Raw genomic sequence first — 24,887 nt, 5'->3', positions numbered from 1 at the left:
GCTACTTATGACTAAATATAATGATTACGGATCGGCCGTCCCCCTGTCCGACCTGCTTAATTGGCTTGAAGACGGCGAAGAGCTGGCCTTTATCGATATCAGGGAAGAGGGGCTGTATGGCGACAGCCATCCTCTGCTGGCGGTGAACGTGCCTTACAGCCTGCTGGAAAGCCAGTTCCCCGCGCTGGTGCCCCGCGCCGATACCCGCACGGTGCTGCTGGCGGAAGATACCCGAGGGGGCGAACGGGCCGCGGGACGACTGTCGGCCCTGGGTTATTCGGACATTCACATCCTGAAGGGAGGGATCGGCGCCTGGGAACAGGCCGGCCTGCCGCTGTTCAAAGGCGTGAATGTGCCGTACAAGGCGTTTGCCGAATTCGTCGAACATCATTACCGGACGCCGGCCATCGAAGCCGACGCGCTGGCGCGCCTGATTGAACAGCAGGGGGATTACGTTCTTTTGGACAGCCGGACGGTGGAGGAGTACGACCGCTTCCATGTACCGAGCGCCATATCCGTACCCAGCGCCGAACTGCTTTACCGCTTCGACGATCTGGTCCCCTCGCCGCAGACCCTGGTGGTGGTTTCCTGCGCCGGCCGAACCCGCGGCATTATCGGCGCGCAAACCCTGATAAACGCCGGCGTCCCCAATCGGGTCGCGGCGCTGTCCGGCGGCACCCAAGGCTGGCGGCTGGCGGATTTCGCCACCGTCCGGGACGGCAATCGCTACTTTCAGCCCCAAAGCGATACCGCTGCCCAATCGTCCCGGCAACGAGCGGCAAAACTGGCCCGGCGCTACCATGTACCGCACATTGATGCGGCCACCCTCCGCCAGTGGCAAGGGGATGAAAACCGCACCACGTACGTGTTTGATGTCCGCCATGATGACGAGTACCGGCGTGGCCACCGGGCCGACGCCCGCTGGGTGCCGGGAGGGCAGCTGGTTCAGGCGCTGGATAAATGGGTGGGCACGCGGGGTAGTCGAATTGTGCTCAACGACAATGACGGCGTCCGGGCCGCCACCACTGCCCATTGGCTTATACAGCTTGGCTGGCAATGCTATGTGCTGGCAGGCATTGACGAGGGTATTCGCCCGCCGTCCCGTCTCCTTGCGCCGCCTACCGTCCCACGGATAGACGCCGCCGCCGCGCGGCAACGGCTTCTGAACGGCGCCATCGGACTCTCCGCCGACCGCAGCTGGGACTATCGCCGGTATCATCCCGCCGGCACCCACTGGGTAAACCGCTCGCGGCTGGATGATCTGCCTGCCGTCGCCGGCAATGCCCGGGACATCCTGGTATTCGCCGAAGATCCGGCGCTGGCGCAAGGGGTGGTCCTGGATTTGAGCGACGCGGGTTTCAACGCCACGGCGGTTGAGGGTAAACGGCAGGATTGGCTGGCCGCCGGACTGGAACTGCACAGCAGTTCGCAAACCCCTGCCGTTGCTCAGCAAATCGATTTTTTATTTTGGCTGCACGATCGCCATGAGGGCAATGCCGCCGCCAGCGCCGCCTATCTGGCCTGGGAAGCGGACCTGCCGCGCCAGGTGGGGGATCCCGCCAAGGCCCATTTCACGCTGGGGATAGCCGATGGGGATGCAGGCGGCCCGTCCAATGACCATTGATGGAAGCAGCGTGTCGTTTGAAAACGGTTAATCGGCACGTGACATACCGGCGAGTTTTTCCACACCGCCGGCGTGTCATTCAGCCCGACTCTTTCCATACACCGGCAAAATATCAGTCCGGCGTTCGCCTTTTTTATCAGCCGAATGCCGCTTTGTTATTATTGTGCTGAATAAGAGGATTCCCGGATCACGGTGACCGGGCAGCCTGCGTTGTCGATAATCTGTCGCGCCACCGATCCCATTAACCAGCGTTCAATATTGGAAAAACCGCGATGGCCGACGATAATGTGGTCTATTTTGTGGCTTTCCGCATAATGCAGGATCATTTCCGCCGGGTTACCGATTTCCATTTGCTTCACCAGATCCATATCCCGGTAAGCGGGATTATCTTTCAAGCCATCGAAGAATTTCCCATATATCCCTCGCGCATTTTCGATAATCATTTCCGTCGCGGTTCCGCTGCCGAATTGTGGCAATTGGCAGACGGAAACAATATGTAACCTGGCGTCGAAACGCCTGACAAATTCGCAGGCAAATCCCAGCGCCTGTTTGGCGCAGTCGGAATCATCATAGGCTATCAAAACCTGTTTAATCGCAGTCATGGCTGCCTCCCGTGATTTCATAGCGGTAATAGAGACGGCTTTTATCCCGCCGTCGGCATCCGCCAGCGGGTAAACCGGCATACTCCCCCAGCATACCAGTTGGGCGGCGGATACGCATCTCGCCCCGCCGCGGTTTTGTAACATTGCCGGAACGAGGTGACTGACCCAAAACGATGCCATTCACTGTATATATACCCGTCATACTTCAAGTTGCAGCTGCGTTGGCAAAATACGCATAAATATTGCTTTATACCCATCTGACAATTGTCTATACTATCACATGACAAATGTCTGCTGGAGAGATTGCCATGAGAGCTTATATTCCGTCCCATGAACCACAACATAATGCTTTGTGGAAATTTGCCGGTCTGCCCGTCAGCAGAGGCCGTGAGTTGACCAATGTGCTGAAGATTGGCCTTCCGGTTAACGTACTTGAAAGTATTCATAAATGGTCAGACATGTCTAAGGCCGATATTCTGCGGATTGCCGGCATAAATGAAAGAAACGTGGCCAGGCGTAAAAGTACAGGAACGACTTTTTCACCCGATGAAAGTGAACGTATCGCCCGGCTTGTGCGGGTGATGGACGCAAGCGTACATCTTTTTGGATGAAATAACCCCGATCGTAAACCCGGGTTGAGAACCCCCGAAAAGGGCTTGGGAAATGTAACACCGGTCTCGCTTCTTGCCACGGAGAGGGGTGCGCTTGAGGTCCTTGATTTGATGGGAAGGCTAGAGCACGGCTTCTATTCATAATTTTTTACAGGCTTACAAAAAAAATCCATGCGGCGGAAGCATGAAAAGGTTATGGCGCGAGTATTTATGGAGGAGATGGAATCACAAAGGCAGTGCGGCTGTTTATGTATCTACCACCATCGCTCTGGCCTCATTAGAAATTCTTGTGCATTCAATTCATGATAGCCTGCTGAATCAGTACTCCCTTTTCAGTATCGAGTTGCCCGATGATAAGGTTGAATACCTCGAAAATGCCTATTTGCCTGATGACTGGAGAGAGGATCCGGCTCCGTTTTCCACCATGGACTTGGGGACAGGTTGGCTTGACTCAATTGAAGGTATTGCTTTAATAATTCCATCATGCATTATTCCACAAGAAAACAATGCTATTTTAAATCCTCTACACACTGATTTTCGGCAGGCGTTGCAATCAGTTACAGAAATTGATTTTTCATTTGATGGTCGATTAATAAAACAAGAGGATTAAATCGGTATCTGAAACTAAAGGTGCATTTATTTCCTCGGTTTTTTTGCTCTCCATCGTCTATGGAATGTCAATGAAGCCATAAACTGTCTGATACCATTACTATGGTCGGTGATCCTTTCTCCGCTTTGTACCAGCGCGGTCTTTTGTGAAAGCAACAAATGAAGAAAATGCTAATTATAATAAAATCGATAAATTCCAATTGGATATAAATAAATGTTAAGTTATCGCCACAGTTTTCACGCCGGCAATCACGCCGATGTGCTCAAGCACACGGTACTGAGCCTGATCCTGGCCGCCATGAAGGAGAAGGATAAGCCCTTCCTCTATCTGGATACCCATGCCGGCGCCGGGCGCTATCTGCTCAACAGCGACCGGGCCGAACGCACCGGCGAATATCGCGAAGGTATCGCCCGTATCTGGCAGCGGGAAGATTGTCCGGCGCTGCTGGAACCGTATCTGACGGTTATCAATCACTACAATCGCAGCGGTACCTTGCGTTATTATCCCGGTTCGCCGCTGATTGCCCGCCAATTGCTGCGGGAGCACGATCGCCTGCACCTGACGGAACTGCACTCCAGCGATTACCCGCTGCTGCGCAGCGAATTCCAAAAAGACCCCCGTGCCGAGGTGCTGCGTGCCGACGGCTACCAGCAGTTGAAATCCCAGCTGCCGCCGCCGTCGCGGCGGGGCGTGATACTCATCGACCCGCCTTATGAAATGAAAACGGACTATCAGGACGTGGTGGCCGGCATCCAGGAGGGCTATAAACGCTTCGCCACCGGCGTCTATGCCCTGTGGTATCCGGTTGTGCTGCGTCAGAATGTGAAACGCATCCTGGCCGGGCTGGAGAAGACCGGCATCCGCCGGATTTTGCAGATTGAGCTGGCGCTGCGCCCTGACAGCGATCAACGGGGCATGACCGCATCGGGCATGATCGTGATTAATCCCCCCTGGATGCTGGAACAACAGATGAATGAATTATTGCCCTGGATTCATCAGGCGCTGGTGCCCGAAGGAATCGGCCATACCCTGGTGCGCTGGGTGGCGCCGGAGTGATCCCTATCCTGACCAATCCTGGTTTAGCTGACGAATCCAGCAATAAATCCCCGGAGTCATCCAGGAATGGCCGGGATAAACCCGGTATAGCCGTTTCGCCTATTGGAGGGATTGATGCAATCTTTGCGACAATTTACCTTTGCGGGTTAAACTTGTGCCCATTGATATGAACAAAGGGAAGATCCGATGACCAGACATTACGATTACCTTGCTATTGGCGGCGGCAGCGGCGGTATTGCCTCCATTAACCGTGCGGCGATGTACGGCCAGAAATGCGCCCTGATTGAAGCCAAATATCTCGGTGGTACCTGTGTCAATGTCGGCTGCGTCCCGAAAAAAATCATGTGGCATGCGGCACAGATTGCCGAGGCGATAAAACTGTACGGCCCCGATTACGGTTTTGACACCACCATCAACCGTCTCGACTGGGGGACTTTGGTCAAAAGCCGCAGCGCGTATATTGACCGCATCCATCAATCCTATGAACGGGTGCTGGGCAATAACAAAGTAGACGTTATTGAAGGTTTCGCCCGCTTTGTGGACGCCCATACCGTTGAAGTCAACGGCGAACGCATTACCGCCGATCATATCCTGATTGCCACCGGGGGCCGTCCCAGCCACATCGATATCGTCGGTGAGGAATACGGCATCGATTCAGACGGCTTTTTTGCCCTGGATGCCATGCCCCGGCGGGTGGCGGTGGTGGGCGCCGGTTATATCGCGGTGGAACTCGCCGGAGTGCTGAACGCATTGGGGGCGGAAACGCACCTGTTCGTGCGCAAACATGCGCCGCTGCGTACCTTCGACCCGCTGATTATCGATACTCTGGTGGAGATCATGAACGCGGAAGGCCCTACCCTGCATACCGGATCCATACCGGAATCCATCGTCAAAAACAGCGACGGCAGCCTGACGCTGACCTTGGAAAACGGCAGCGAATTTATTGTTGATGCGCTGATTTGGGCCATCGGCCGGGAACCCTCCACCGACAACCTGAACCTGGCCGCCGCCGGCGTGGAAACCGACAGCAACGGCTATATCCGGGTGGATAAATACCAGAACACCAACGTCCCGGGAATTTACGCCGTCGGCGACAATACCGGCGCGGTGGAATTGACCCCGGTGGCGGTGGCGGCGGGCCGCCGTCTGTCCGAACGCCTGTTCAACGGCAAGCCGGAAGAACACCTGGATTACAACCTGATTCCCACCGTGGTGTTCAGCCATCCCCCTATCGGCACCATCGGCTTGACCGAACCGGAGGCGCTGGCGAAATACGGCGAGAAAGAGGTCAAAATCTATAAAACCGGCTTTACCTCCATGTATACCGCCGTCACCGATCATCGCCAGCCTTGCCGCATGAAGCTGGTGTGCGTCGGGCCGGATGAAAAAATCGTCGGACTGCACGGCATCGGCTTGGGCATGGATGAAATACTGCAGGGTTTTGCCGTGGCGATCAAAATGGGCGCCACCAAGCGCGATTTTGATAATACCGTGGCTATCCATCCCACGGCGGCGGAAGAATTGGTGACCATGCGATAAGCAGAGTTAACAATACCGCAGGACGACAGTGATAGCTGCCGATGCCCCGACCGATCATGGGAGGGGCTGTGTTCAATTCAATACTTGTACCTTGCAGCAGTTCCTTAAAGAAAGTGGGCTAGTTGACGAATGAATTGAAAAGCATTCTAACCTTTTAAAGGTACAACGCCTGGTCTGATAATACATTTTATTATTACAGCATCAACTACCACAATTCCATTAATAATCAGATGACAAAAATTAGCATTCACAATGCCGTTTTGGATATTTTGATTTTATCCCCATCTGCGGTAAAACTTCAATAGTCCGATACGTTAGCCTTTTTAGCAGAACGATGGCGCATATTAACCTTGCTTATTTGAGTGAGCCTTTATATATATTCTATTGTTCAATGCATAACCTTAAAGCATAAGTCATACTTTCATTGATTTAACGGATTTTATTTAAAACAAGGTAAAACTATGGCACTCGCGGATCCTCTTTTTCCACAAACGGTCGATGGCATAATACCCATCCAAAGCGTTACGAATGATGGAGCCGTGATAGTCCTGATTCCAGCTTATACCAATCCTGCGCCCTTAGACCAGATAACGGTATTGTGGAATTTTATAGGTAGAGGACAGTACACCGTAGCGGATTATAATCCAAGCTTTCCCATCGTGATCCGCATACCGGCAGTCTTCGCCCCCATAGGAAGATATTTAGTCTCTTATATCATAGAGGACCGTTTCGGCAATACGACGTCATCCGAGACTGTTCTGGTGGAAGTTTCCAATAACGCCTTGCTACTAGAAGCCGAGGTGAGCACCGCAAACATTGTGGCCGGCAGCGGAATCCCACATATCATTGATTACTGGCTAATTACTCCGGCGGGCGTAGGTGCTCCCGGCCGCTTGTTGCAATACAGCGTCGATGGCAGCGCCACGCTTGTGCCTCCTTTGTCGGATACCACTGATGGCAACGGGCATACCCAACTGCGCATCTTCAGCGGCGTGCCGGGAACCGTGACGGTGCATACCGTTCTTGCATCCGATCCAAGTACCGTTTACAGCCATATCAGGCTAACCTTTTTCGGTACCTTGCTGACACAGCTTATCTCGGCCGAAGTACAAGCTGACAAGGCGCAGGGAAATGGTCTGGGGGTCAATAGAATACGCTATCAGGTCAGAACCCTGGCCGGCGACCTGCCGGTGGCGAATGCCGCGATCAATTTCAGTGCCACCGGCGGTGCGGCTCTTTCACCTTCAGCGGAGTTTACTGATTCGAATGGCTACATTACCCTCACATTGACCAACAATACGAGTGGAATAGTGACAATTACGGCTTTACTACCGTCGGGTCTTGGCACGGAAAATTTTACCAGAGTGACATTCACTTAGTCACATTATTTTATCTTTATAGCTATAAAAACAGAAGATCTGCCGGAGGTATTTTATGCAAAATCAATGTTCGTCTCATCATATTCCTAAGAGAGATTACCATCTTGCCTTAACCTCTTCCGCTACCGCAAAGGCTGACGGAAGAGACAAAAATAATGCTGTGGCGACGCTTTATAGGTTTGGGCTACCGCTGTGCGGGTCTCTTGTCACATTCTGGCTTTCGGGCAATGCAGCGTTTTGCGATGATAGCAAACAAACTAGCGCGATAACGGATAACCGGGGCCAAGCAATAGTGTATTTTACCGACTGCCAACAGGAAACGGTGGCCGTGACTTGCCAGTTCGACGGGATATCTGCGGTAAGCTATTCCACTTTTGAAAGCCCTGATGAAATCACCGGCTTGGGCATTATCGCCAATGTCGAGACCAATTACGCGCCGGCAAATGACTTTGCTAGTAATATTATTCAATATACTTTGTGGGATTTCACCACTGAACAGCCCGTGCCGGGTAGGGTGCTAAGCTATTCGATAGTACGGGGCATGGGTGGCTTATATAACACTTTTGACACTACCAACGACGCAGGACTGGCGCGGGTTTCTTTGCGCAGTGGTACCCCGGCTTCGGTGGAAGTAAAAGCCATTTTGGATGGTCAGCCTACGGTCTATAATTATACCGTAGTCAGTTTCACTTCACCGATCACCCATACTATTTCCGCCGAACCTCTCGATATCAATGTACCCGTAGGAGGCATCTATCGTATTCGTTACACGCTTAGAGATATCGACGGCAATGTGGTTCCTGGCGCATTGATGACTTTTATCGCCAATCCTACGCAAGCCGCCGTAAATCCAGAAATAGCACTAACCAATACCCAAGGACAAATTACCGTTAGCATAACAAGTCCCGTGGTCTTAAGTGTCATTATCACCGCTGAATATGCGTTAGGCAATGCTACAAATACCACACTTGTCACTTTTATATAAAAGATGTAGTGAAATGGGGTTAATGCTAAATATGAGCATTAACGGTAACCCAGTAATTTTCAATATAATCATAATAAAACATTTTACTTTAAGCCTTTACGTTCTTGAAAATGTATAAGAGGCATACAGTGGAAAATAAAGATAGTTTTCATAGAGCAAGATAATAGTAATTGATTACGCACTTACTCATAGACCATCTGCGCGAGCCAAAATAGTCTTTGAATATGTGGTGGTTAACTATTAGCAGGTCTTTTCCGTTTTCCACAGTAATTATCTATGCCGTAAGTTGGATATGATATGCTCGGTCCATTTAATTTTACACAGAGAGCAATTGTATTCCCTAACAAATAGCATCAACATTTTAAGAGGCCTATGATGGGAAAAGAAAACAAATGTTACCCAGTTATCCCTCCGGAGTGTCCGGTATCGCCGTTAGCCAATTACGTGCTCTCCTCACAAATCGTTGCTAATAATGCGCCGGCGGATGGCGCCAGCTTTAATGGCGTACGCTTCACTCTCTCTAGCCCGGTGAATTTTCAGGTGGCCAACCAGCAGCTTGAATTTTTCGTTAGCGGCAGCGCCGCTTTAATTATTCCGACTCCCTATACCAACAACAACGGCGTTCTTGATGTGGCGGCGACAAATACTGAACCTGAAACGGTTCAATTATTCGCAAGCTTGTCTGCAGACCCCACGGTGAGTGCCAATAGCTTGTTAACATTTATTCCGACGGGTCCTCAACCGACTTACGAATTAACGTCCAGAAGAATCGTTAATGATGCCTATGCCAATGGCACCAGCATAAACCAAGTAGAATTTTACTTAACATATGGCGGCGCGAGCGTCTCCGGTCAGTTACGCTTATATTTTAACGGCTCATTCACTGAGCTGGTCACTACCGCGCCCAATGGCCTCTATATTGCTTCTTTTAGCAGCACCGAACCAGGATCCTTTGTCGTCAGGGCGGAAGTAGAAAGCAATAGAAGTGTGTTCGCCTCCGAGACAGTGACGTTCATCCCCGTAGCATCATATCCCATCTATTTAGGGTCCCTTTTGGTAGTTATCCCTCTCAATTTTTATATGGGAATTGAAAGCCTTATAAGCCCTTTTGAATTTATTGCGGGCCATACTTATCGTATCGAAAACATTGCTACGGGATGGTCGACTATCAATTATTGCAGTAACTATGCGTTTGAACAAAGCAATCAAGCATGCTCGGCGTCAAGAATTCCTGATTTCATAATGTTATTGCAAACCGGTATTAATCAAGTGCATGTTCGAGCGTCGAACTCCGGCCAAGGAGTGGATCTCCGTGCTACGGTTAGATATTATTGGAATCGCCCAACAGTAACGCAATTTGTGGTTCAGGTATACGATGACGGCCCAGATTGATAACAAGCACGGTGTTCCATGTCCTAAAATAAAGGTATTACCCTGATCCCAGGGTAATACCTTGATGCTAGTTCATCGGCATTGCTTTCTTATACAGCTTGCTATCTTCATTGTAATCGAAAGTAAATGCTGATAACAGCTATTATCCTTCTGCTTTTGGCGGTAGAATGCTAATTTTTTTAATTTGTTTCTTTGGTTTTTGGATTTGGTTAGTAAATTTAAAATTTTGAAATAAATAGTAGTTAAATACCGCTTAAATTGAAGCGCTAAGCATTTTCTACGATTATTACCAATCACAGAAATTAATAATGATTCTCCATACATTTATGTTTACACGAAGAGCAGACGTCAATACTGACTAAACTAGCAATTTTTCAAGGGGTCGGCGATGGAAAAGAATACTATATGCCATCCTGTTACCTCACCCGAATGCCCGGTCTCCCCGTCTACCAACTATGACCTAAACGCACGTATCGTGGCCAACTATGCACCGGCGGACGGCACCAGCCAAAACGTAGTGGTGTTTTACTTAACCTATGGCGGCAGCGGCGTCTCCAGCACTATACTCATTTCCGACCACATTCCCACCCACCCACCGGTATCAAGAACAACCGGGACCGATGGCCTGTATACCGCCTATTTCACCAGTTCTAACCCCGGCTCTTTTAACGTCAGCGCGCAACTGAGAAGCGATCCATCCGTATCTACCAGCGAAACCATCACTTTTACGCCAGTGGTAACGTATCCTGTATTTTTGGGTCCAAACAGGGTATCGACGCCGCCGGAAACATATTTTTGGGATTAGAGTCCTTTTTGGTCCCTTAGTTATTACTGCGGGTCATAGGTATAGTATTAGGGTATTCCCACGAGCGGTTTAACCTTTAGCGAGTGCCCAAATTCTTATGTACTTAATGAATCTTCACAACAATGCCGCCTTGACATTACTCGTGATTTTACCCTTTTGGCCGTCGATAGTCTTACTCCCATTCGCGCGCTTAATTCGGGCGTAGGTAGAGAGCTTCACTCTCCGGGCTACTATTTTAATGGATATGGTGCACAAGAATTTACGGTAGACGTTTACGATCTGGGCCCAGAGTAATACTCACCCTACCTCACAATGGGCTCGGTAAATAAAGCCAAAGGGATCACCCAGCGCAAGGGTAATCCCTTTTTTTGTCCAGACCACCTGTTTGGTTACCGATTATTCTCCCGCTCCGCGTCCGCCGCCATTTTGCCTTGCCGCCAGTTCAGCAGGGGCGACACCGAAACGCCGTGCACAATGACGCTGGCCACCACCAGGGTAAAGGCCATGTTGGCCATGCGTTCGGCCTCGGGGCCGGCCAGGCCCTGGTTATAGGCCCAGGTAATGTAGTTGATGCTGCCAATGCCGCGGATGCCCAGCCAGCCGATTAATGCCCGGTGCAGAGGCGGCTCGCCGCTGCCGATGGTCGCCAGGTAAACCGAGGCCGGCCTTATCAGCAAAAACAGGATGGCGGCCATCAGCAGCCCCTGGGGATCCCAATGCATGGCCAAGGTGATGCCCAGCACGATCACGATACCGGCGGCGAACAGTCGCTCCATGGTATCGCCGAAGGAGAGCGCGTCGCTCACCACCAGGCCGACGGAGCGCAGCGGCCCGGTGGCGCCCGACGCTTCACGCTGGTTGGGGTTCACCAGGGATTCCGCCGTGCCGCCTCGCTCCTCTTCCGGCAGGTGATCCGGCGGATGGCGGTTAAAAATGCCCAGTTCGGTTCGGCGCAGGCCGACACCGGCGGCAAAGGCGGCCAAAAAGCCCGACGCGTCCAGGCTTTGCGCCGCGGCATAGCTTAACGCCACCAGGGATAGGGCCAGGAAATCATTGGGCGCGCTGTCGTTTTGCGAGCTTGAAAGATGGGTTGCCAGATGTCCGATAAGCCGGCCCAGGCCGAAACCGATGCCCAGCCCCCCCAGCAGCGACCAAAGAACATCCACCAGCGCCCAATGGCCTAGTTGGGCAAACGACAGCGGATGATGGGCGTTAAGCAGCAGCATCCCCAGCATCAATACCGGCAGCGCCGTGCCGTCGTTCATGCCCGCTTCGCTGGACAGGGAAACCCGCAGGCTGTCGTCGTCCCGTGCATCGTTAACCGAGATTAGGCTGGCCAGCACCGGATCGGTGGGGGCCACTATCGCGCCGAAGACCAGGGAAAGCGGCCAGGAAAAGCCGGCCAGAAAATGAGCAGCCACGGTGACGCCCACCACGGTAAAGATCATGGCCGGAAAGGCCAGACGCACCCCCATGAGCCAGCCCGGATCGCGAAACGGCAGCCGCAGCTTGAGACCGGTGATAAACAGGGAAGCCGCCATGGCAATTTCGGTCACCCGCTCTATCAGCACCGCATGGGCGGCCACGTCCACCCGCAGCAGATTCAGGACCCATGGACCACAGACAATGCCCGCCGCCAAATACAACCCGAAAGAAGTGACGGGACCGCGATGGATCCAGCCGGAGGCCAGCGACATCAACAACAACAGACCGCCCACGGCCGCTATCCATCCCGTAAAACCCATGGAGTCTCCTGATAATGTTTTTATTCTCCTTTCAGTATGATCGATTTTTTCCACGATCCCTGATTATGTCTGGATCTGAAGCGGATAGGGCAGAGACCGCTTTCACAATTAAGCCGTGAGCAACGCACATTTCCACCCGTGGGTGCGCCCGGCTTTTGGCTCTGCGTGCCCCTTGTCTTGCGTATCGCCCGGCAACTGGCTACTGTCTGTGGTTGACGGCATGTAACCGGAGCACAACGTTATGTCTTTGACGTCCCTGGCGCACCTGAACGATGTACCCGCCGGCGAGTGGGATGCCCTGGTCCCCGCGGGACAGCCTTTTTTACAGCACGCTTTTCTCTCGACCCTGGAAGAGAGCGGCAGCCTGGGACCGCTTTCCGGCTGGCGTCCCCATCATTTGCTGTGGCGGGAAAACGGCCGCTGCCTGGCCGCCATGCCCGGCTATCGCAAAAGAAACTCCAGCGGAGAATACGTGTTTGATCACGGCTGGGCCGAAGCCTGCCATCGCGCCGGAATTCAGTATTATCCCAAATGGCTGGGGGCGGTGCCCTTCAGCCCGGTAACCGGTTCCCGTGTGCTGGGGGCGGAGACGGCGGCGGCAAAACTGCTGGATGCGCTGCCGGATTATCTGGCCGAACAGGGCTGGTCCGGCGCCCATGTGAATTTCACCGATGCCAAAGCCGGTTCTCTTCTGGCGGCCCGGCCGGACTGGCTGCATCGATTAGGTTGCCAGTATCACTGGCATAACCGCGGCTATCGGGATTTCCAGGATTTCATGGATGCCTTGAGTTCGCGCAAGCGCAAGCAGATGCGTAAGGAGCGCGAAGCGGTGGCGGCGCAAGGCATTGATTTCAGTTGGCTGGCCGGAGGACAGGTCAGCGAGGCGCAGTGGGACTTTATCTATACCTGCTATGCCAATACCTATGAAGTGCGGGGTCAGTCGCCTTACCTGACGCGGGATTTTTTCAGCCTGCTGGCTCAGCGGATGCCCGATGCAATCCGGGTGGTGCTGGCATGCCGGCTGGGCCAACCCGTTGCCATGGCGTTCAGTCTGGTGAGCGACGACACCTTTTACGGCCGCTATTGGGGCTGCCTGGCGGAGTTCGATCGCCTGCACTTTGAAACCTGTTTCTACCAGGGAATCGAATATGCCATCACCCACGGTCTGTCGCGCTTCGACGCCGGCGCCCAGGGGGAACATAAGCTGATTCGCGGCTTTGAGCCGGTGCTGACCGATTCATGGCATTACCTGCGCCATCCGGGGCTGCGAACCGCGGTGGCGGAATTTCTTAACGAAGAACGGGACGCGGTGCGCGCCTGGGCGGAAGAAGCGCGCAAAGCGCTGCCCTATCGTCAAGAGTAAGCGTCAGGAGTCAGTCCACGCCGACAAAACCGCCGGTCTGGTATTGCCACAGCCGGGCATAGAGTCCCTGCCGGCTCAGCAGTTCGCTATGGCTGCCGATTTCAGCGATACGACCGTCGCTCATCACCACCAGCCGGTCCATTTTGGCAATGGTGGAAAGTCGGTGCGCGATGGCGATAACCGTTTTACCCCGCATCAGCACTTCCAGGCTTTCCTGGATGGCCGCTTCCACTTCCGAATCCAGCGCCGAGGTGGCTTCGTCCATTATCAGGATCGGCGCGTCCTTGAGCAGCACCCGGGCGATGGCGATACGCTGGCGCTGGCCGCCGGACAGCTTCACGCCCCGTTCCCCTACGTGGGCATCAAGGCCGGTGCGCCCTTCGGCATCGGACAGCATCGGGATAAACTCATCGGCCCGGGCGCGGTGTATGGCTTGCCACAGCTCGGCGTCGCTGGCGCCGGGCCTGCCGTACAGCAGATTTTCGCGAATGGAGCGATGCAGCAGCGACGTGTCCTGGGTAATCATGCCGATACCGGCCCGCAGGCTCTCCTGGTTCACCTCGGCGATATTTTGCCCGTCGATAATAATACGCCCGCCGTTGAGGTCATACAGGCGCAGCAGCAGGTTCACCAGCGTCGATTTGCCCGCGCCGGAGGGGCCAATCAGACCGATTTTTTCACCGGGACGGATAGCCAGATTCAGGCCGTCGATCACCGCCCGTCCCTTGCCATAATTGAAATGCAGATTTTCAAAGCTCACCGCGCCCTCACGCACCTGCAGTTTGGGCGCCAGTGGGCGATCGGTAACGCTTACCGGCTGCGAAATGGTGTTAAGACCGTCCTGCACCATGCCGATATTTTCAAAGATACCGTTCACCACCCACATGATCCAGCCGGACATATTCACCAGGCGAATCACCAGGCCGGTGGCCAGGGCGATGGCGCCGACGCTTATCAACGACTGCGACCACAGCCACAGCGCCAGCCCGGTGGTGCTGACAATCAACAGACCGTTCATGATGGTAATGGTGACGTCCATGCCGGTCACCAGCCGGCTCGCCAACTGGGTCTTTTCCGTCTGCTCGGTAATGGCTTCCCGGGCGTACTGACGCTCGAGATCCGTATGGGCGAACAGCTTCAACGTGGCGATATTGGTGTAACCGTCGACGATGCACCCCATCAAGCGGGATCGGGCGGCGGAAGAGACCGCCGAGCGGGATTTAACCCGCGGCACAAAATAATACAGGCAAAAGAGATAGCCCACTATCCAGACGATCAGCGGAATCATCAGGCGCCAGTCGGCTTCGGCGAACAGCACCAGCGAACTGACGGCGTAGATCAGCACATGCCATAAAGCGTCCACCGCCTGCACCGCCGAATCACGCAATGAATTGCCGGTTTGCATAATGCGCTGGGCGATACGGCCAGCGAAATCGTTTTGAAAAAACCCCAGGCTCTGCCTGAGGACATAATTATGATTCTGCCAGCGGATCATGCTCGTCATGCCGGGATTGATGGTCTGGTGTACCAGCAAATCGTGCAGTGTCAAAAAAATCGGCCGCAGGATAAGTATCACCACCGCCATCCACAGCAGTTCGTGCCCGTGTTCGCTGAAGAAACGTTGACCTGAACCACTGCTTTGCGCCAGGTCGATAAGACGGCTGAGGTAAGGAAATAACGCCACCTCGATCAACGCCCCGATAAGCCCCACCACCAGGAGAGCGGCGAAGCTAGGCCACACCTGGCGCAGATAATACACATAGAAGGGTAAAACCCGATCCGGCGGCGCGGACGCGGGGGATTCCTGGAAAATATCGATCATGCTTTCAAAACGGCGGAACAGCATAAAAGCCCCTTAATTTACTCGGAGAAAAGGGCTATCCCGGCCCAGATAAAACGCTCCTGAAAAAGGTAGCTTAGTGTATTTTTACCCTGGTTCGCGAATCATTATGCGAAATGGCATTACCGCCCCTGGCGTTTAGCGCCATCTTGCTTTCATTCCACCGCGTCACGGCACAGCGGGCAGGTCATGCAATGACCGCCGCCGCGGCCGCGGCCTAACTCGCTGCCGACGATTTCAATCACCTCCACGCCCTCTTTACGCAATTGCGTGTTGGTTTTGGTGTTGCGATCATAGGCCATCACCACCCCCGGCGAGAGGGCTACCATATTATTGCCGCTGTCCCACTGCTGGCGTTCGGTGTCGTAATCGTTGCCCTCGGTCTCCACCACCCGAAGCTTGTCCAGGTTTAACGCCGCCGCCACCGCTTCCACAAAGCTGCCGCCGTCGCGGCTGAGCTTCATGCCGGTGGGGCCGCTGTCCGGGCGCAGGGAGAAAGTTTTGATTTGATTAACAATGGTCGGATAGAGCGTTACCACGTCCCGATCGCAGAAAGTGAACACCGTGTCCAAATGCATGGCCGCTCGCAGTTTAGGCATGGCGGCAATCATTACCCGCTCCACACCGGAACGCGGATTGGCAAACAGCGCGGCCGCCAGTTGGGTAATGGCCTGATGGGAGGTACGCTCACTCATGCCGATAAGCACGGTCTTGTTGCCGATAGGCATTACATCCCCCCCTTCCAGAGTGGCGGTGCCATGGTGCTGTGTGGGATCGCCATACCAAATGTCAAAATCCCCGTGGACAAAATCCGGATGGAATTTATAGATGGCGGCGGTCAGAAGCGTTTCTTCATGCCGGGCCGGCCAATACAGCGGATTAAGCGTCACGCCGCCATAAATCCAGCAGGTGGTATCCCGGGTGTATAACGTATTGGGCAGCGGCGGCAACATATATTCGGTAATGCCCACCGCTTCGCGAATCAATTTCAGTTCTTCGTTATCATAATGGCCGGCGTCCGCCAGTTCGGTGGTTGAAAGACCGCCAATGAGGATTTCAGCTAATAGGCGGGACGGCTGGCCGTCGAGAAAGTCGCGGGTTTCCTTGAGTATGCCCAGTGAAACCTCGTTCGGCACTATTTGCTGGTCCAGAATCCACGCCTTGGCCGTCGGATTTTCCAGGGTGGTCGCCAATAAATTATGCATTTCCAGCACATCCACGCCGCGCTCGCGCATTTTGACGATAAAATCAAAATGATCCCGTTTCGCCCGTTCTACCCATAATACATCGTCGAACAGCAATTCATCACAGTTACTGGGGGTCAGCCGATTATGTGCCCGCCCCGGCGCGCACACCAACACCTTGCGTAATTTACCTACTTCGGAATACACGCCATATTTAACAGTATCTTTTTCTGGTCATATTAGCTCCATCCGCTTAGATCGTGATAATGCCCGTAGCGATACTCCACAACGCCACAATGGCGGCAAGCATGACAATGATGAAAATTATTTTTCAACCGGATTAAAAAACGGCATGTTGTTCACGTTTGGTGATGAGATATAAAACAGAGCCAGGGCCGTAAATAATGGCCGAAAGTAGTATATATTTCAGGCCACCGGCATAGAGCATCAATAAAGAATAAAAAGTGGCGATAATGGCAAAGACCAGATCTTTCTTATGCCCGCGTTTAATGGTTTCATAGGTTTCGCCGGTCCAGGCCAGTTTGAAACCATAGGCCGCCACCAGCAAATAAGGAATGAGAGTTAACGAGCTGGTTAATTCAAGCGCCAGTTGGAATGCATAATCGCTGAATAAGGTTAAAATCAAAAAAACCTGAATGGTGATATTGGTGAGCCATACCGCGGCGGACGGCACGCCCCGGCTATTCTCCGTGGTGAAGATCCTCGGCATGCTTTGATGCCTGGCGGCGGAAAACAACACTTCGGCGGCCAGCAGAGACCAGGAAAGGTAAGCGCCCAGTACTGAGATAAGCAGACCGATACTGATAAATATCGAGCCCCAGCGGCCCACCACCGCTTCAAGCACGACGGCCATGGAAGGCTGCCGCAGCGCCGCCAGATCGGCCCGCGGCATGACGCCGTAGGACAGCATGGTGACCAATATCAGCAGGCACAGCACGCCGATAAATCCCACCACCGTTGCCAGGCCGATATGACTGCGTTTTTCTGCGTAACGGGAGTATACGCTGGCCCCTTCAATACCCAAGAACACAAATACCGTCACCAGCATGGTACTGCGGACCTGGGAAAAGAGGGATTCCGTTCCCGCCGCCGACGTAATGGCCAGCGCCGCGTGGCCGGCATAACCGTAATCATTCAGATGCGCCAGGACACCGGCATTAGCAGGATCGGTTCCTCCATGGAAATTAAGAACGAAAAGGTTGTGATCAAAAGCTATAATCAATATGATAATAAAGCAGAATATGGGAACAATCTTGGCAAAAGTGGCAATTGTATTTATTGACGCCGCGCTTTTTACCCCCCTTAAAAGTAATATATGAAATCCCCACAGAATAACTGAAGCCACCAGCACAGCCGACACGGTATTACCGTTGCCGAAGACCGGGAAAAAAGCCCCCAGCGTCGACTTGATTAATACAAAATAGGAAACATTGCCGATACAGGTCCCCGCCCAGAAACCCAATGCTGAAGCAAAGCCTAAATAGTCGCCGAAACCTTCTTTTGCATAAATGAAGACGCCGGAATCCAGATTGGGTTTACGTTGAGCCAACGACTGGAAAACAAATGCCAGCATCAGCATACCTCCCCGGCGATACCCCAGGCAATAAGGGCGCCAAAACCACCGGTTGCACGGCCGAAGGTTGCCGGTAAAGAAAAATACCGGCCCCACCATCGATCCCACAACTAACGCGGAGAGTGACCAAATAGATAATTTATTTTCCGTGGTGTTTGCCATAGTTAATCCCATTAACTCACGATGGATAAAACCTCATCCCATATTTAGAATCAAAATTGTGATCTCAATCCAATTTTTCTTTAACTTCTAAATAGTAGATAGCATATTAATAAGCTATATCGCAAATTAATTTTTATTGATTACGCCACATTTTCCAATAGCATTAAAACAGCTAATTCATACGTACGATAATAATTCAATTAATTAGTTTAATATAATAAAAAACCAGGTTAATAGTGAAAGTTTAACACTTCTTTTATTTCTATATTATTAATTTAAGAAGAATTATTGGATTTTTGGCAATCAATTCCATCAAAAACCATCATCATTAAAATAAAATTAATATTGATTGTTATGATTCCCGCTTTCATGATTTTACCCCTTTTTGTTAAAAAAATATCAAGAATAGATTCCAGTCTCCGGCGTCGGCTTCCCGCGCCCCAGGCCGCTCGCCATGGCAACGATACCGGTAAATTGGCGCGAAGCCGCATAGATAACCCCCGGCACGCCCCGTTGCCGCTATTTTTTCCTATAATGATTCTATCTGGTTAAGTTTCCGCAGCGGATAAGAGAATTTATGGCCGACAAAAACTCAACGACCGCCACCGCCCGGCAATCAAAATCCCCACAGATATTCGCCGATATCCATACCGGCAATGAACGGGTGGACAAACTTGCTTTGAAATCGGGTCGCTTAATCCAAAAAGTAAGTGATTACCCGGTGATAGCCCATCTGCTACGGGCGGCGGATCGATTCAACGATCGCATGGGCAGCCAGTTTGGCGCGGCGATTACCTATTTTTCCTTCCTGTCGCTGATTCCCATTCTGATGGTGTCTTTCGCCGGGGTCGGATTTTTCCTGGCGTTCAATCCCGATATTCTCACCGACCTGATTAATAAAATTGTCGACAGTATCAGCGACCGGACGTTGGCCGATACGTTGAAAACCACGGTGAAAACCGCAGTGGCGCAGCGAACCACGGTGGGCATCACCGGTCTGTTGATAGCCCTGTATTCCGGTCTGAACTGGATGGGTAATTTGCGCGAAGCGATCCGCGCCCAGTTGCGGGATGAATGGGAGCGCAACCCCCAGGATGAAGAGAAATTTTATCTGAAGTACCTGCGGGACCTGCTTTCCCTGATCGGTCTTATCGTGGCGCTTATCGTCACGCTGTCATTGACCTCCATTGCCGGCGCCGCCCAGCAGAGCATCGTCACCGCCCTCGGCTTGGACGGCATTGCATGGCTGCGCCCGGCCATGACCGCCACCGGGTTCATCGTGTCCATTGCGGCCAATTATCTGCTTTTTTTGTGGATATTTTGGATAATTCCCCGCCACCGGCCCCATAGCAAGGCTATCTTTCGCGGAACGCTGCTGGCGGCGGTGGGTTTTGAAGTCATCAAAATCATTATGACCCTGACGCTGCCTAAACTGGCCACCTCGCCTTCCGGCGCCGCTTTCGGTTCGGTATTGGGGTTGATGGCCTTTTTCTATTTCTTTGCCCGGCTGACGCTTTTTTGCGCCGCCTGGATTGCCACCGCCGACTATAAGGAGGAACCAGGGCCTCGCACCTAAGCCTTGGCTTGGCGTCCGCGGCCCGTGTCCGGCCGGCCTAAGAGACGCCATTCCTTATCTCATAGCACTAACAAAGAAAAATCCAGTGCATAACCCTACCCATAGGCGATTACGTCAGTGGTTGTCACCAGGTTTTCCTAAAATTCAGCCATAATCCGGCATATAACGCCGGTTCGCCGTCTCCTGTCGCCGGCGTGCCAGGGTTTAACCCTGCGATATCCCTTTTGACGAGAGGGATTGGCTACGGGAAGTGAGTCCGCTTGTATTATCTGCTTTTAGGCGCCGCCGGCCCGCCGATGGTCAATAAAACGCCATTGAAATTGAGATTTTCTCTGTCTAAGATGCCTTTCTTTTACACATTTAATCATTAAGAAACAATAATGCAGTCCACCATCGCGCCCGTCCTTGATTCCGATACCGTCCCGACCAATTCACGGGGCAAAGTCCTTGTGGCGTCGTTAATCGGCACCGCCATCGAATTTTTCGATTTTTACATCTATGCCACCGCCGCGGTTATAGTCTTCCCGCATATCTTTTTTCCGCCCGGGGATGCCGCCGCCGCCACGCTTCAGTCGCTGGCCACCTTCGCCCTGGCATTTGTCGCCCGGCCCATCGGATCGGCGCTGTTCGGTCATTTCGGCGACAGGCTCGGGCGCAAGGTCACGTTGGTGGCTTCGCTGCTGACCATGGGCATATCGACGGTGGTTATCGGGCTGCTGCCGGGTTATCACACCCTCGGTATCCTGGCGCCGATACTGCTGGCCCTGGCGCGGTTCGGCCAGGGGCTTGGGCTGGGAGGCGAATGGGGCGGCGCGGCGCTGCTGGCCACCGAAAACGCCCCGGCGCACCGGCGGGCGCTGTATGGTTCCTTCCCGCAACTGGGGGCGCCTATCGGCTTCTTTTTTGCCAACGGCATATTCTTATTGCTCTCCTGGGGGCTTACGGACGAACAGTTCCTGAGCTGGGGATGGCGCGTGCCGTTTATCCTGTCGGCGGTGTTGGTGATCATCGGCCTGTATGTGCGGATATCGCTGCACGAGACTCCGGTATTCGCCAAAATCGCCCTGGCGAAAGCCCAGGTGCGCATGCCCATCGGCACCCTGCTCGGCAAGCATTTGAAAGCCACGGTTCTGGGCACCTTTATCATGGTGGCCACCTATACCCTGTTTTACATTATGACCGTCTATTCATTAACCTACGGCACCGCGCCCAAGCCGCTGGGCCTGGGCATTTCCCGTAATGATTTCCTGCTGATGCTGATGGTGGGGGTCGTCGGTTTCGGCTTGCTGGTGCCGGTTTCCGGGCAACTGGCCGACAGCTTCGGCCGCCGCAAGACCATGATAGTCATTACCCTGGCCATTATCGCTTTCGCGCTGGTCTTTCCATTTATGCTCGGCTCCGGCGAGACCTGGCTGGTGATGGCCTTCCTGCTGTGCGGTTTTATTGTGATGGGTTTGACATTCGGCCCCATGGGCGCATTACTGCCTGAGCTGTTCCCAACGGAGGTCCGCTATACCGGCGCATCGTTTTCCTATAACGTCGCGTCCATTATCGGCGCCTCGGTCGCCCCTTATATCGCCGCCTGGCTAACGGTCCATTATGGCCTATTCTATGTGGGGATTTATCTGGCTTCCATGGCGGTCCTGACGCTGCTGGCGCTATTGGCCACCCACGAGACCCGTCATCTGGCATTGTAATAATTTCTCATTTAAAACAGCGTAGGATAAGCGGACCGGCGAATGTATTCCGCCGGTCCGTTAGAATAAGAACAGCCGGGAAGACGTGTCATCCGGTTCGTTCGGAGCCCGCTCAGAGAATAACTCATGATGAAATGGCGCTGGGGCCACAACCCCTTTATCCTGTTTTTTGCCGCGGTGGCCATCGCCGCATCCAGCGGTTTCTATTACTATCGCCACGTGGCGGCGGCCGGCAATCCCGATGCCCTGTGGCAGATAGTCAGCCAGAAGTGCATACCCCACCAGCAGCAGCTCGACCGGCCGGATCCCTGTCGCGAAGTGAATCTGGATGCGGGGTATACGGTACTAAAAGACCTTGAAGGCCCGCTGCAATTTTTGCTGATTCCCGTGGAAAAAATAGTCGGTATCGAAAGTCCGGTGCTGTTGAACGAAAAAACGCCCAACTTTTTTTATCACGCCTGGCAAGCCCGGCAATACCTGACGGAAAAAGCCGGCGCGCCGGTTCCCGACCGGGCCTTGGCGCTGGCGATCAATTCACCCTCCGCACGGACGCAAAACCAGCTGCATATCCATATCTCCTGCCTGCGCCCCGAAGTGCGCCGGCAGCTGGATGATGAAGCCGGCAGCATAGGTTCAGCCTGGCAACCGCTGCCCGCCGCGGTGATGGGTCATTCCTACCTGGCCAAACGCATCACCGCCGCCGGTCTGGCGGAGCAAAGCCCGTTTATCACCCTGGCGCGGGAGGTTCCCGGCGCCGCCGGCAATATGGGGCACTTTGGTTTGGCGCTGGCGCAGTTGCCGGATGGATCCTTTGCGCTGTTGGCCAACCAGCGCAGTCTGCTGCACTTCGATAATGCCTCTACCGAGGAAATCCAGGACCACAGCTGCGCTATTTTGCGTCATTAGCGGCTCTTATTTACTGTTTTTCATTTCCTGCAATATCGGTCCGCACTGGTTCTCCTCGCCGCCGCTGGGGGAGATCAGCGCCAGCAGCGCCGCCGCCGGGGCCAATACCGCCCCCAGGGCCACCGCCGCCGCGCCGCGGGCAATCAGCGGGCCGGGTTTCACTCCGGCATCCGGATGTTTGAAGGTCCCGCGCACATACAGCGGTGAACGCAGCGTCACGATTCGCATCCCTTTACTGTCAGGGTTAATGGAGAGATCCAGCCGCTCAGTGGCGAAGTTGGTGGTGCCGTCGATTTTGATCACCGCGTTTTCAGTATCGAAAACGAATACCTTCGGGGTGGCTAATCCGTTGCGTACGCCGAGATCCGCCGCCGCGCAGTTGATCTTCACCTGATCATCGCCGAACAGCTTGCCCACCACGTAGTTGCCGACGTTCAGACCAGCGATTTCCATCAGGTTGCGGCTGATAACGCCGTCATTCATCAGTATGCGTAATTCACCGTTGCTGCTGCCCAGCAGGGCCGCCACCGAATTACCGGTGCCGGTGAACTGCGCATCGCCGTTTAACTGCCCCATGCTGCTGCGCATCGCCGCCACATCCGGGAACAGCGCTTTAAGCTGGAGTTTGCGCGCATGCAGGTCGGCCCGGCCGCGCATGGGCTTCTGGTTGCCTTCCAGCCGTATGGTGGAGTTCAGGTTGCCCCTTGCCATGCCAAAGCGCAGCGGGTCCAGCAGCAGCACGCCGTCGTCCAGTTTGACGTGGGTAAACAGATCGCTGATGGGCAGGGATTTGCCATGTTCGATGCGTTTACCACTAAAAGTCACGTCCGCATCCATGGTGCTCCATTTGTCGGTATCGAATTTATCGTACGGCAGGACTTTATCCGGCGGCTGGATTGAATTGGTCTTGGCCTGTTGTTTCTTGCCGGCGGTACCGGAATCGGCGCCAATCAACGGGCCCAAATCAGCAAAACGCAGCTGATTGGACTCCACTTCGCCGCTCAGCGAAGGACGCGGTTTACCCTGTATATATTCCAGCGTACCGTGTATATCGCTTTGGCCGATTTTGCCGTTGAATTTTTCATAGCGGAAACGGTTACCCGCTTTCTCCTGGAAACGGGCAATCAAATGGCCGTCGGTGGAGTAAGGCGGCGTGTCCGGCAACACGACACCGGTAAGGCCGTGGAGATCCCCCAGGCTGTCGCCGGCCAATTTCAGCCGCAAATCCAAACCGCCCAAATTCATGGGGTCTTGCAGGGTTCCCGCCAGCACCACCCGGGTAGAGCCGGAGCTGACATCCGCCTGCAGCGGGAACGGTCGGTTGCTGCTGCGCAGGGCCAGCATGCCGCCGATTTTTCCGTCCCCCTTCAAGGGTTCATTGTTGTATTTACCGCTGACTTTCCACCCGAACACATAATCATCGGTTTTCTGCGAAGCGGTACCGGCGCTTTCCGTCGACGTGGTTCCGGCGGTTTCCTTCGACGTGGTTCCGGGTTTCCTTCGACGTGGTTCCGGTAGTTTCCTTCGACGTGGTTCCGGCGGTTTTCTTCGAAGAGGTTTCAGTCGCATTCTGAGAAGCGGTACCGGTGGCTTTCTCCTCGCCGCCGGCCAGCTCGGCGAACGGTACCGGCTTGCCCAGCGGGTTCACCAGAACCTGCACGTCGGCTTTGGTGATGGGATCCTGAAAACCGATTTTTCCCTGGTCAAAAGCGATATCGTCCACCTTGAACGACCAGGGGGAAGGCGGAGTGCCCTGCTGCGGCTGATCGCTGTTAGCCAGATTAAAGGTCCAGTTATTCTTACCATTTTGTAGACGCTTTAGCGCGGCATCGGGTTCAACCAGCGTAATGCGGGGCAGATAAACTTCCCTATGCAACAATGCAAGCGGTGAAATGCTGGCCTCCACCCTTTTTATCCGGGCGGTATAGTCGCCGGGAACCTCGGGCGGGTTGCCCAAGACCACGTCTTCGGCATGGAGATGCGGCCAAGGGACCCAGGAGCGCCAGCCCGCCTGGTCCGGTTGGCGCATCCATTGCACGCCCAGGTCGCCGTTAATGGCAAAGGGGCGGTGCAGCTCGGCGGTCACTTTTTCATTGATGGTTGGTTTTAGGCGATTGAGATCAAATGTCGCGATAAAAATGATTAGGGCAACGATTACCAATAGCAGAAACAATACTGTCCCACCGATCGCTTTTTTGGTCAGTGTCATGATTGTTT

Annotated in this window: 20 protein-coding genes and 2 pseudogenes; 14 read left to right on the top strand and 8 right to left on the bottom strand. The window is 53.7% G+C overall.

Translation table 11 applies throughout. The features are described 5' to 3' along the window. The first annotated feature begins 7 nt into the window (after positions 1 to 7). Positions 8 to 1,624: a rhodanese-like domain-containing protein gene (locus GTU79_RS00675; RefSeq protein WP_203524487.1), complete on the top strand. Its 1,617-nt coding sequence runs from the start codon at positions 8 to 10 to the stop codon at positions 1,622 to 1,624. A gap of 158 nt (positions 1,625 to 1,782) precedes the next feature. On the opposite strand, the gene GTU79_RS00670 is transcribed toward GTU79_RS00675, so the two are convergent. Beyond that, positions 1,783 to 2,370: a universal stress protein gene (locus tag GTU79_RS00670; protein ID WP_214513639.1), complete on the bottom strand. Its 588-nt coding sequence runs from the start codon at positions 2,368 to 2,370 to the stop codon at positions 1,783 to 1,785. A gap of 164 nt (positions 2,371 to 2,534) precedes the next feature. Here GTU79_RS00670 and GTU79_RS00665 point away from each other — a divergent pair, with 164 nt between their 5' ends. The 9 genes from GTU79_RS00665 (at position 2,535) to GTU79_RS00630 (ending at position 10,603) form a co-directional block, all read left to right on the top strand. Continuing rightward, positions 2,535 to 2,837, top strand: coding sequence for an antitoxin Xre-like helix-turn-helix domain-containing protein (locus GTU79_RS00665; protein ID WP_420854149.1), 303 nt, complete (start codon positions 2,535 to 2,537; stop codon positions 2,835 to 2,837). 24 nt (positions 2,838 to 2,861) lie between these two features. Continuing rightward, positions 2,862 to 2,981: an antitoxin Xre/MbcA/ParS toxin-binding domain-containing protein gene (locus GTU79_RS31255; RefSeq protein ID WP_420854148.1), complete on the top strand. Its 120-nt coding sequence runs from the start codon at positions 2,862 to 2,864 to the stop codon at positions 2,979 to 2,981. 40 nt (positions 2,982 to 3,021) lie between these two features. After that, positions 3,022 to 3,447 carry an RES family NAD+ phosphorylase gene (locus GTU79_RS00660; protein WP_338091452.1) on the top strand — a complete coding sequence of 142 codons (426 nt, stop codon included), beginning with the start codon at positions 3,022 to 3,024 and terminating at the stop codon, positions 3,445 to 3,447. 213 nt (positions 3,448 to 3,660) lie between these two features. Then, positions 3,661 to 4,503: a 23S rRNA (adenine(2030)-N(6))-methyltransferase RlmJ gene (locus GTU79_RS00655; protein ID WP_132923960.1), complete on the top strand. Its 843-nt coding sequence runs from the start codon at positions 3,661 to 3,663 to the stop codon at positions 4,501 to 4,503. A gap of 186 nt (positions 4,504 to 4,689) precedes the next feature. Beyond that, positions 4,690 to 6,042 (top strand): glutathione-disulfide reductase, encoded by a 1,353-nt coding sequence (gorA, locus tag GTU79_RS00650; protein ID WP_203524491.1) that lies wholly within the window; start codon positions 4,690 to 4,692, stop codon positions 6,040 to 6,042. Between the two features lie 461 nt (positions 6,043 to 6,503). Continuing rightward, a complete protein-coding gene (locus GTU79_RS00645) occupies positions 6,504 to 7,421 on the top strand; it encodes an Ig-like domain-containing protein (protein WP_203524492.1) in 918 nt (305 codons plus the stop codon). A gap of 55 nt (positions 7,422 to 7,476) precedes the next feature. Next, positions 7,477 to 8,406 carry an Ig-like domain-containing protein gene (locus GTU79_RS00640; protein WP_203524493.1) on the top strand — a complete coding sequence of 310 codons (930 nt, stop codon included), beginning with the start codon at positions 7,477 to 7,479 and terminating at the stop codon, positions 8,404 to 8,406. A 372-nt stretch (positions 8,407 to 8,778) separates the two neighbouring features. Next, positions 8,779 to 9,798 (top strand): Ig-like domain-containing protein, encoded by a 1,020-nt coding sequence (locus GTU79_RS00635; RefSeq protein ID WP_203524494.1) that lies wholly within the window; start codon positions 8,779 to 8,781, stop codon positions 9,796 to 9,798. A gap of 388 nt (positions 9,799 to 10,186) precedes the next feature. Beyond that, positions 10,187 to 10,603, top strand: coding sequence for a hypothetical protein (locus GTU79_RS00630; protein ID WP_214513638.1), 417 nt, complete (start codon positions 10,187 to 10,189; stop codon positions 10,601 to 10,603). Positions 10,604 to 10,992: 389 nt separating this feature from the next. Here the strand turns inward: GTU79_RS00630 and GTU79_RS00625 are convergent, their stop codons facing one another. After that, positions 10,993 to 12,348, bottom strand: coding sequence for a cation:proton antiporter (locus GTU79_RS00625; RefSeq protein ID WP_132923965.1), 1,356 nt, complete (start codon positions 12,346 to 12,348; stop codon positions 10,993 to 10,995). Between the two features lie 241 nt (positions 12,349 to 12,589). On the opposite strand from GTU79_RS00625, the gene GTU79_RS00620 reads away from it, so the two are divergent. Next, entirely contained in the window at positions 12,590 to 13,711 is a 1,122-nt protein-coding gene (locus tag GTU79_RS00620) for a GNAT family N-acetyltransferase (RefSeq protein ID WP_203524496.1), read from the top strand. Positions 13,712 to 13,721: 10 nt separating this feature from the next. Here GTU79_RS00620 and GTU79_RS00615 read toward each other — a convergent pair whose 3' ends face one another. The 4 genes from GTU79_RS00615 to GTU79_RS00600 form a co-directional block, all read right to left on the bottom strand. Next, positions 13,722 to 15,557 (bottom strand): ABC transporter ATP-binding protein, encoded by a 1,836-nt coding sequence (locus tag GTU79_RS00615; protein WP_203524497.1) that lies wholly within the window; start codon positions 15,555 to 15,557, stop codon positions 13,722 to 13,724. A gap of 149 nt (positions 15,558 to 15,706) precedes the next feature. Then, positions 15,707 to 16,942 (bottom strand): arginine deiminase, encoded by a 1,236-nt coding sequence (gene arcA / locus GTU79_RS00610; protein WP_214513637.1) that lies wholly within the window; start codon positions 16,940 to 16,942, stop codon positions 15,707 to 15,709. A 133-nt stretch (positions 16,943 to 17,075) separates the two neighbouring features. Next, entirely contained in the window at positions 17,076 to 18,491 is a 1,416-nt protein-coding gene (locus tag GTU79_RS00605) for an amino acid permease (protein ID WP_253073468.1), read from the bottom strand. A 275-nt stretch (positions 18,492 to 18,766) separates the two neighbouring features. Next, positions 18,767 to 18,982: a hypothetical protein gene (locus GTU79_RS00600; RefSeq protein ID WP_203524500.1), complete on the bottom strand. Its 216-nt coding sequence runs from the start codon at positions 18,980 to 18,982 to the stop codon at positions 18,767 to 18,769. 86 nt (positions 18,983 to 19,068) lie between these two features. Between GTU79_RS00600 and yhjD the strand changes: the two genes are divergently transcribed. From yhjD to GTU79_RS00585, 3 genes are all read left to right on the top strand, one after another. Continuing rightward, the gene (yhjD, locus tag GTU79_RS00595; RefSeq protein WP_203524501.1) at positions 19,069 to 20,067 is read left to right on the top strand and encodes an inner membrane protein YhjD; all 999 of its coding nucleotides are present in this window, start codon (positions 19,069 to 19,071) and stop codon (positions 20,065 to 20,067) included. Positions 20,068 to 20,447: 380 nt separating this feature from the next. Then, a complete protein-coding gene (locus tag GTU79_RS00590) occupies positions 20,448 to 21,764 on the top strand; it encodes an MFS transporter (RefSeq protein WP_132923971.1) in 1,317 nt (438 codons plus the stop codon). A 129-nt stretch (positions 21,765 to 21,893) separates the two neighbouring features. Next, a complete protein-coding gene (locus GTU79_RS00585; protein WP_203524546.1) occupies positions 21,894 to 22,670 on the top strand; it encodes a CDP-diacylglycerol diphosphatase in 777 nt (258 codons plus the stop codon). 6 nt (positions 22,671 to 22,676) lie between these two features. On the opposite strand, the pseudogene GTU79_RS00580 reads toward GTU79_RS00585, so the two are convergent. Both GTU79_RS00580 and GTU79_RS00575 read right to left on the bottom strand, forming a co-directional pair. Further along, a pseudogene (locus GTU79_RS00580) lies at positions 22,677 to 24,104 on the bottom strand (AsmA family protein); the annotation flags it as partial. A gap of 150 nt (positions 24,105 to 24,254) precedes the next feature. Next, a pseudogene (locus GTU79_RS00575) lies at positions 24,255 to 24,879 on the bottom strand (AsmA family protein); the annotation flags it as partial. Between the last annotated feature and the right edge of the window lie 8 nt (positions 24,880 to 24,887).

Source organism: Sodalis ligni, from assembly GCF_016865525.2.
Classification (GTDB): Bacteria; Pseudomonadota; Gammaproteobacteria; order Enterobacterales; family Enterobacteriaceae; genus Acerihabitans; species Acerihabitans ligni.
Note: the sequence above shows the minus strand (reverse complement) of the source record. Positions and strands in the feature narration are given on the sequence as shown.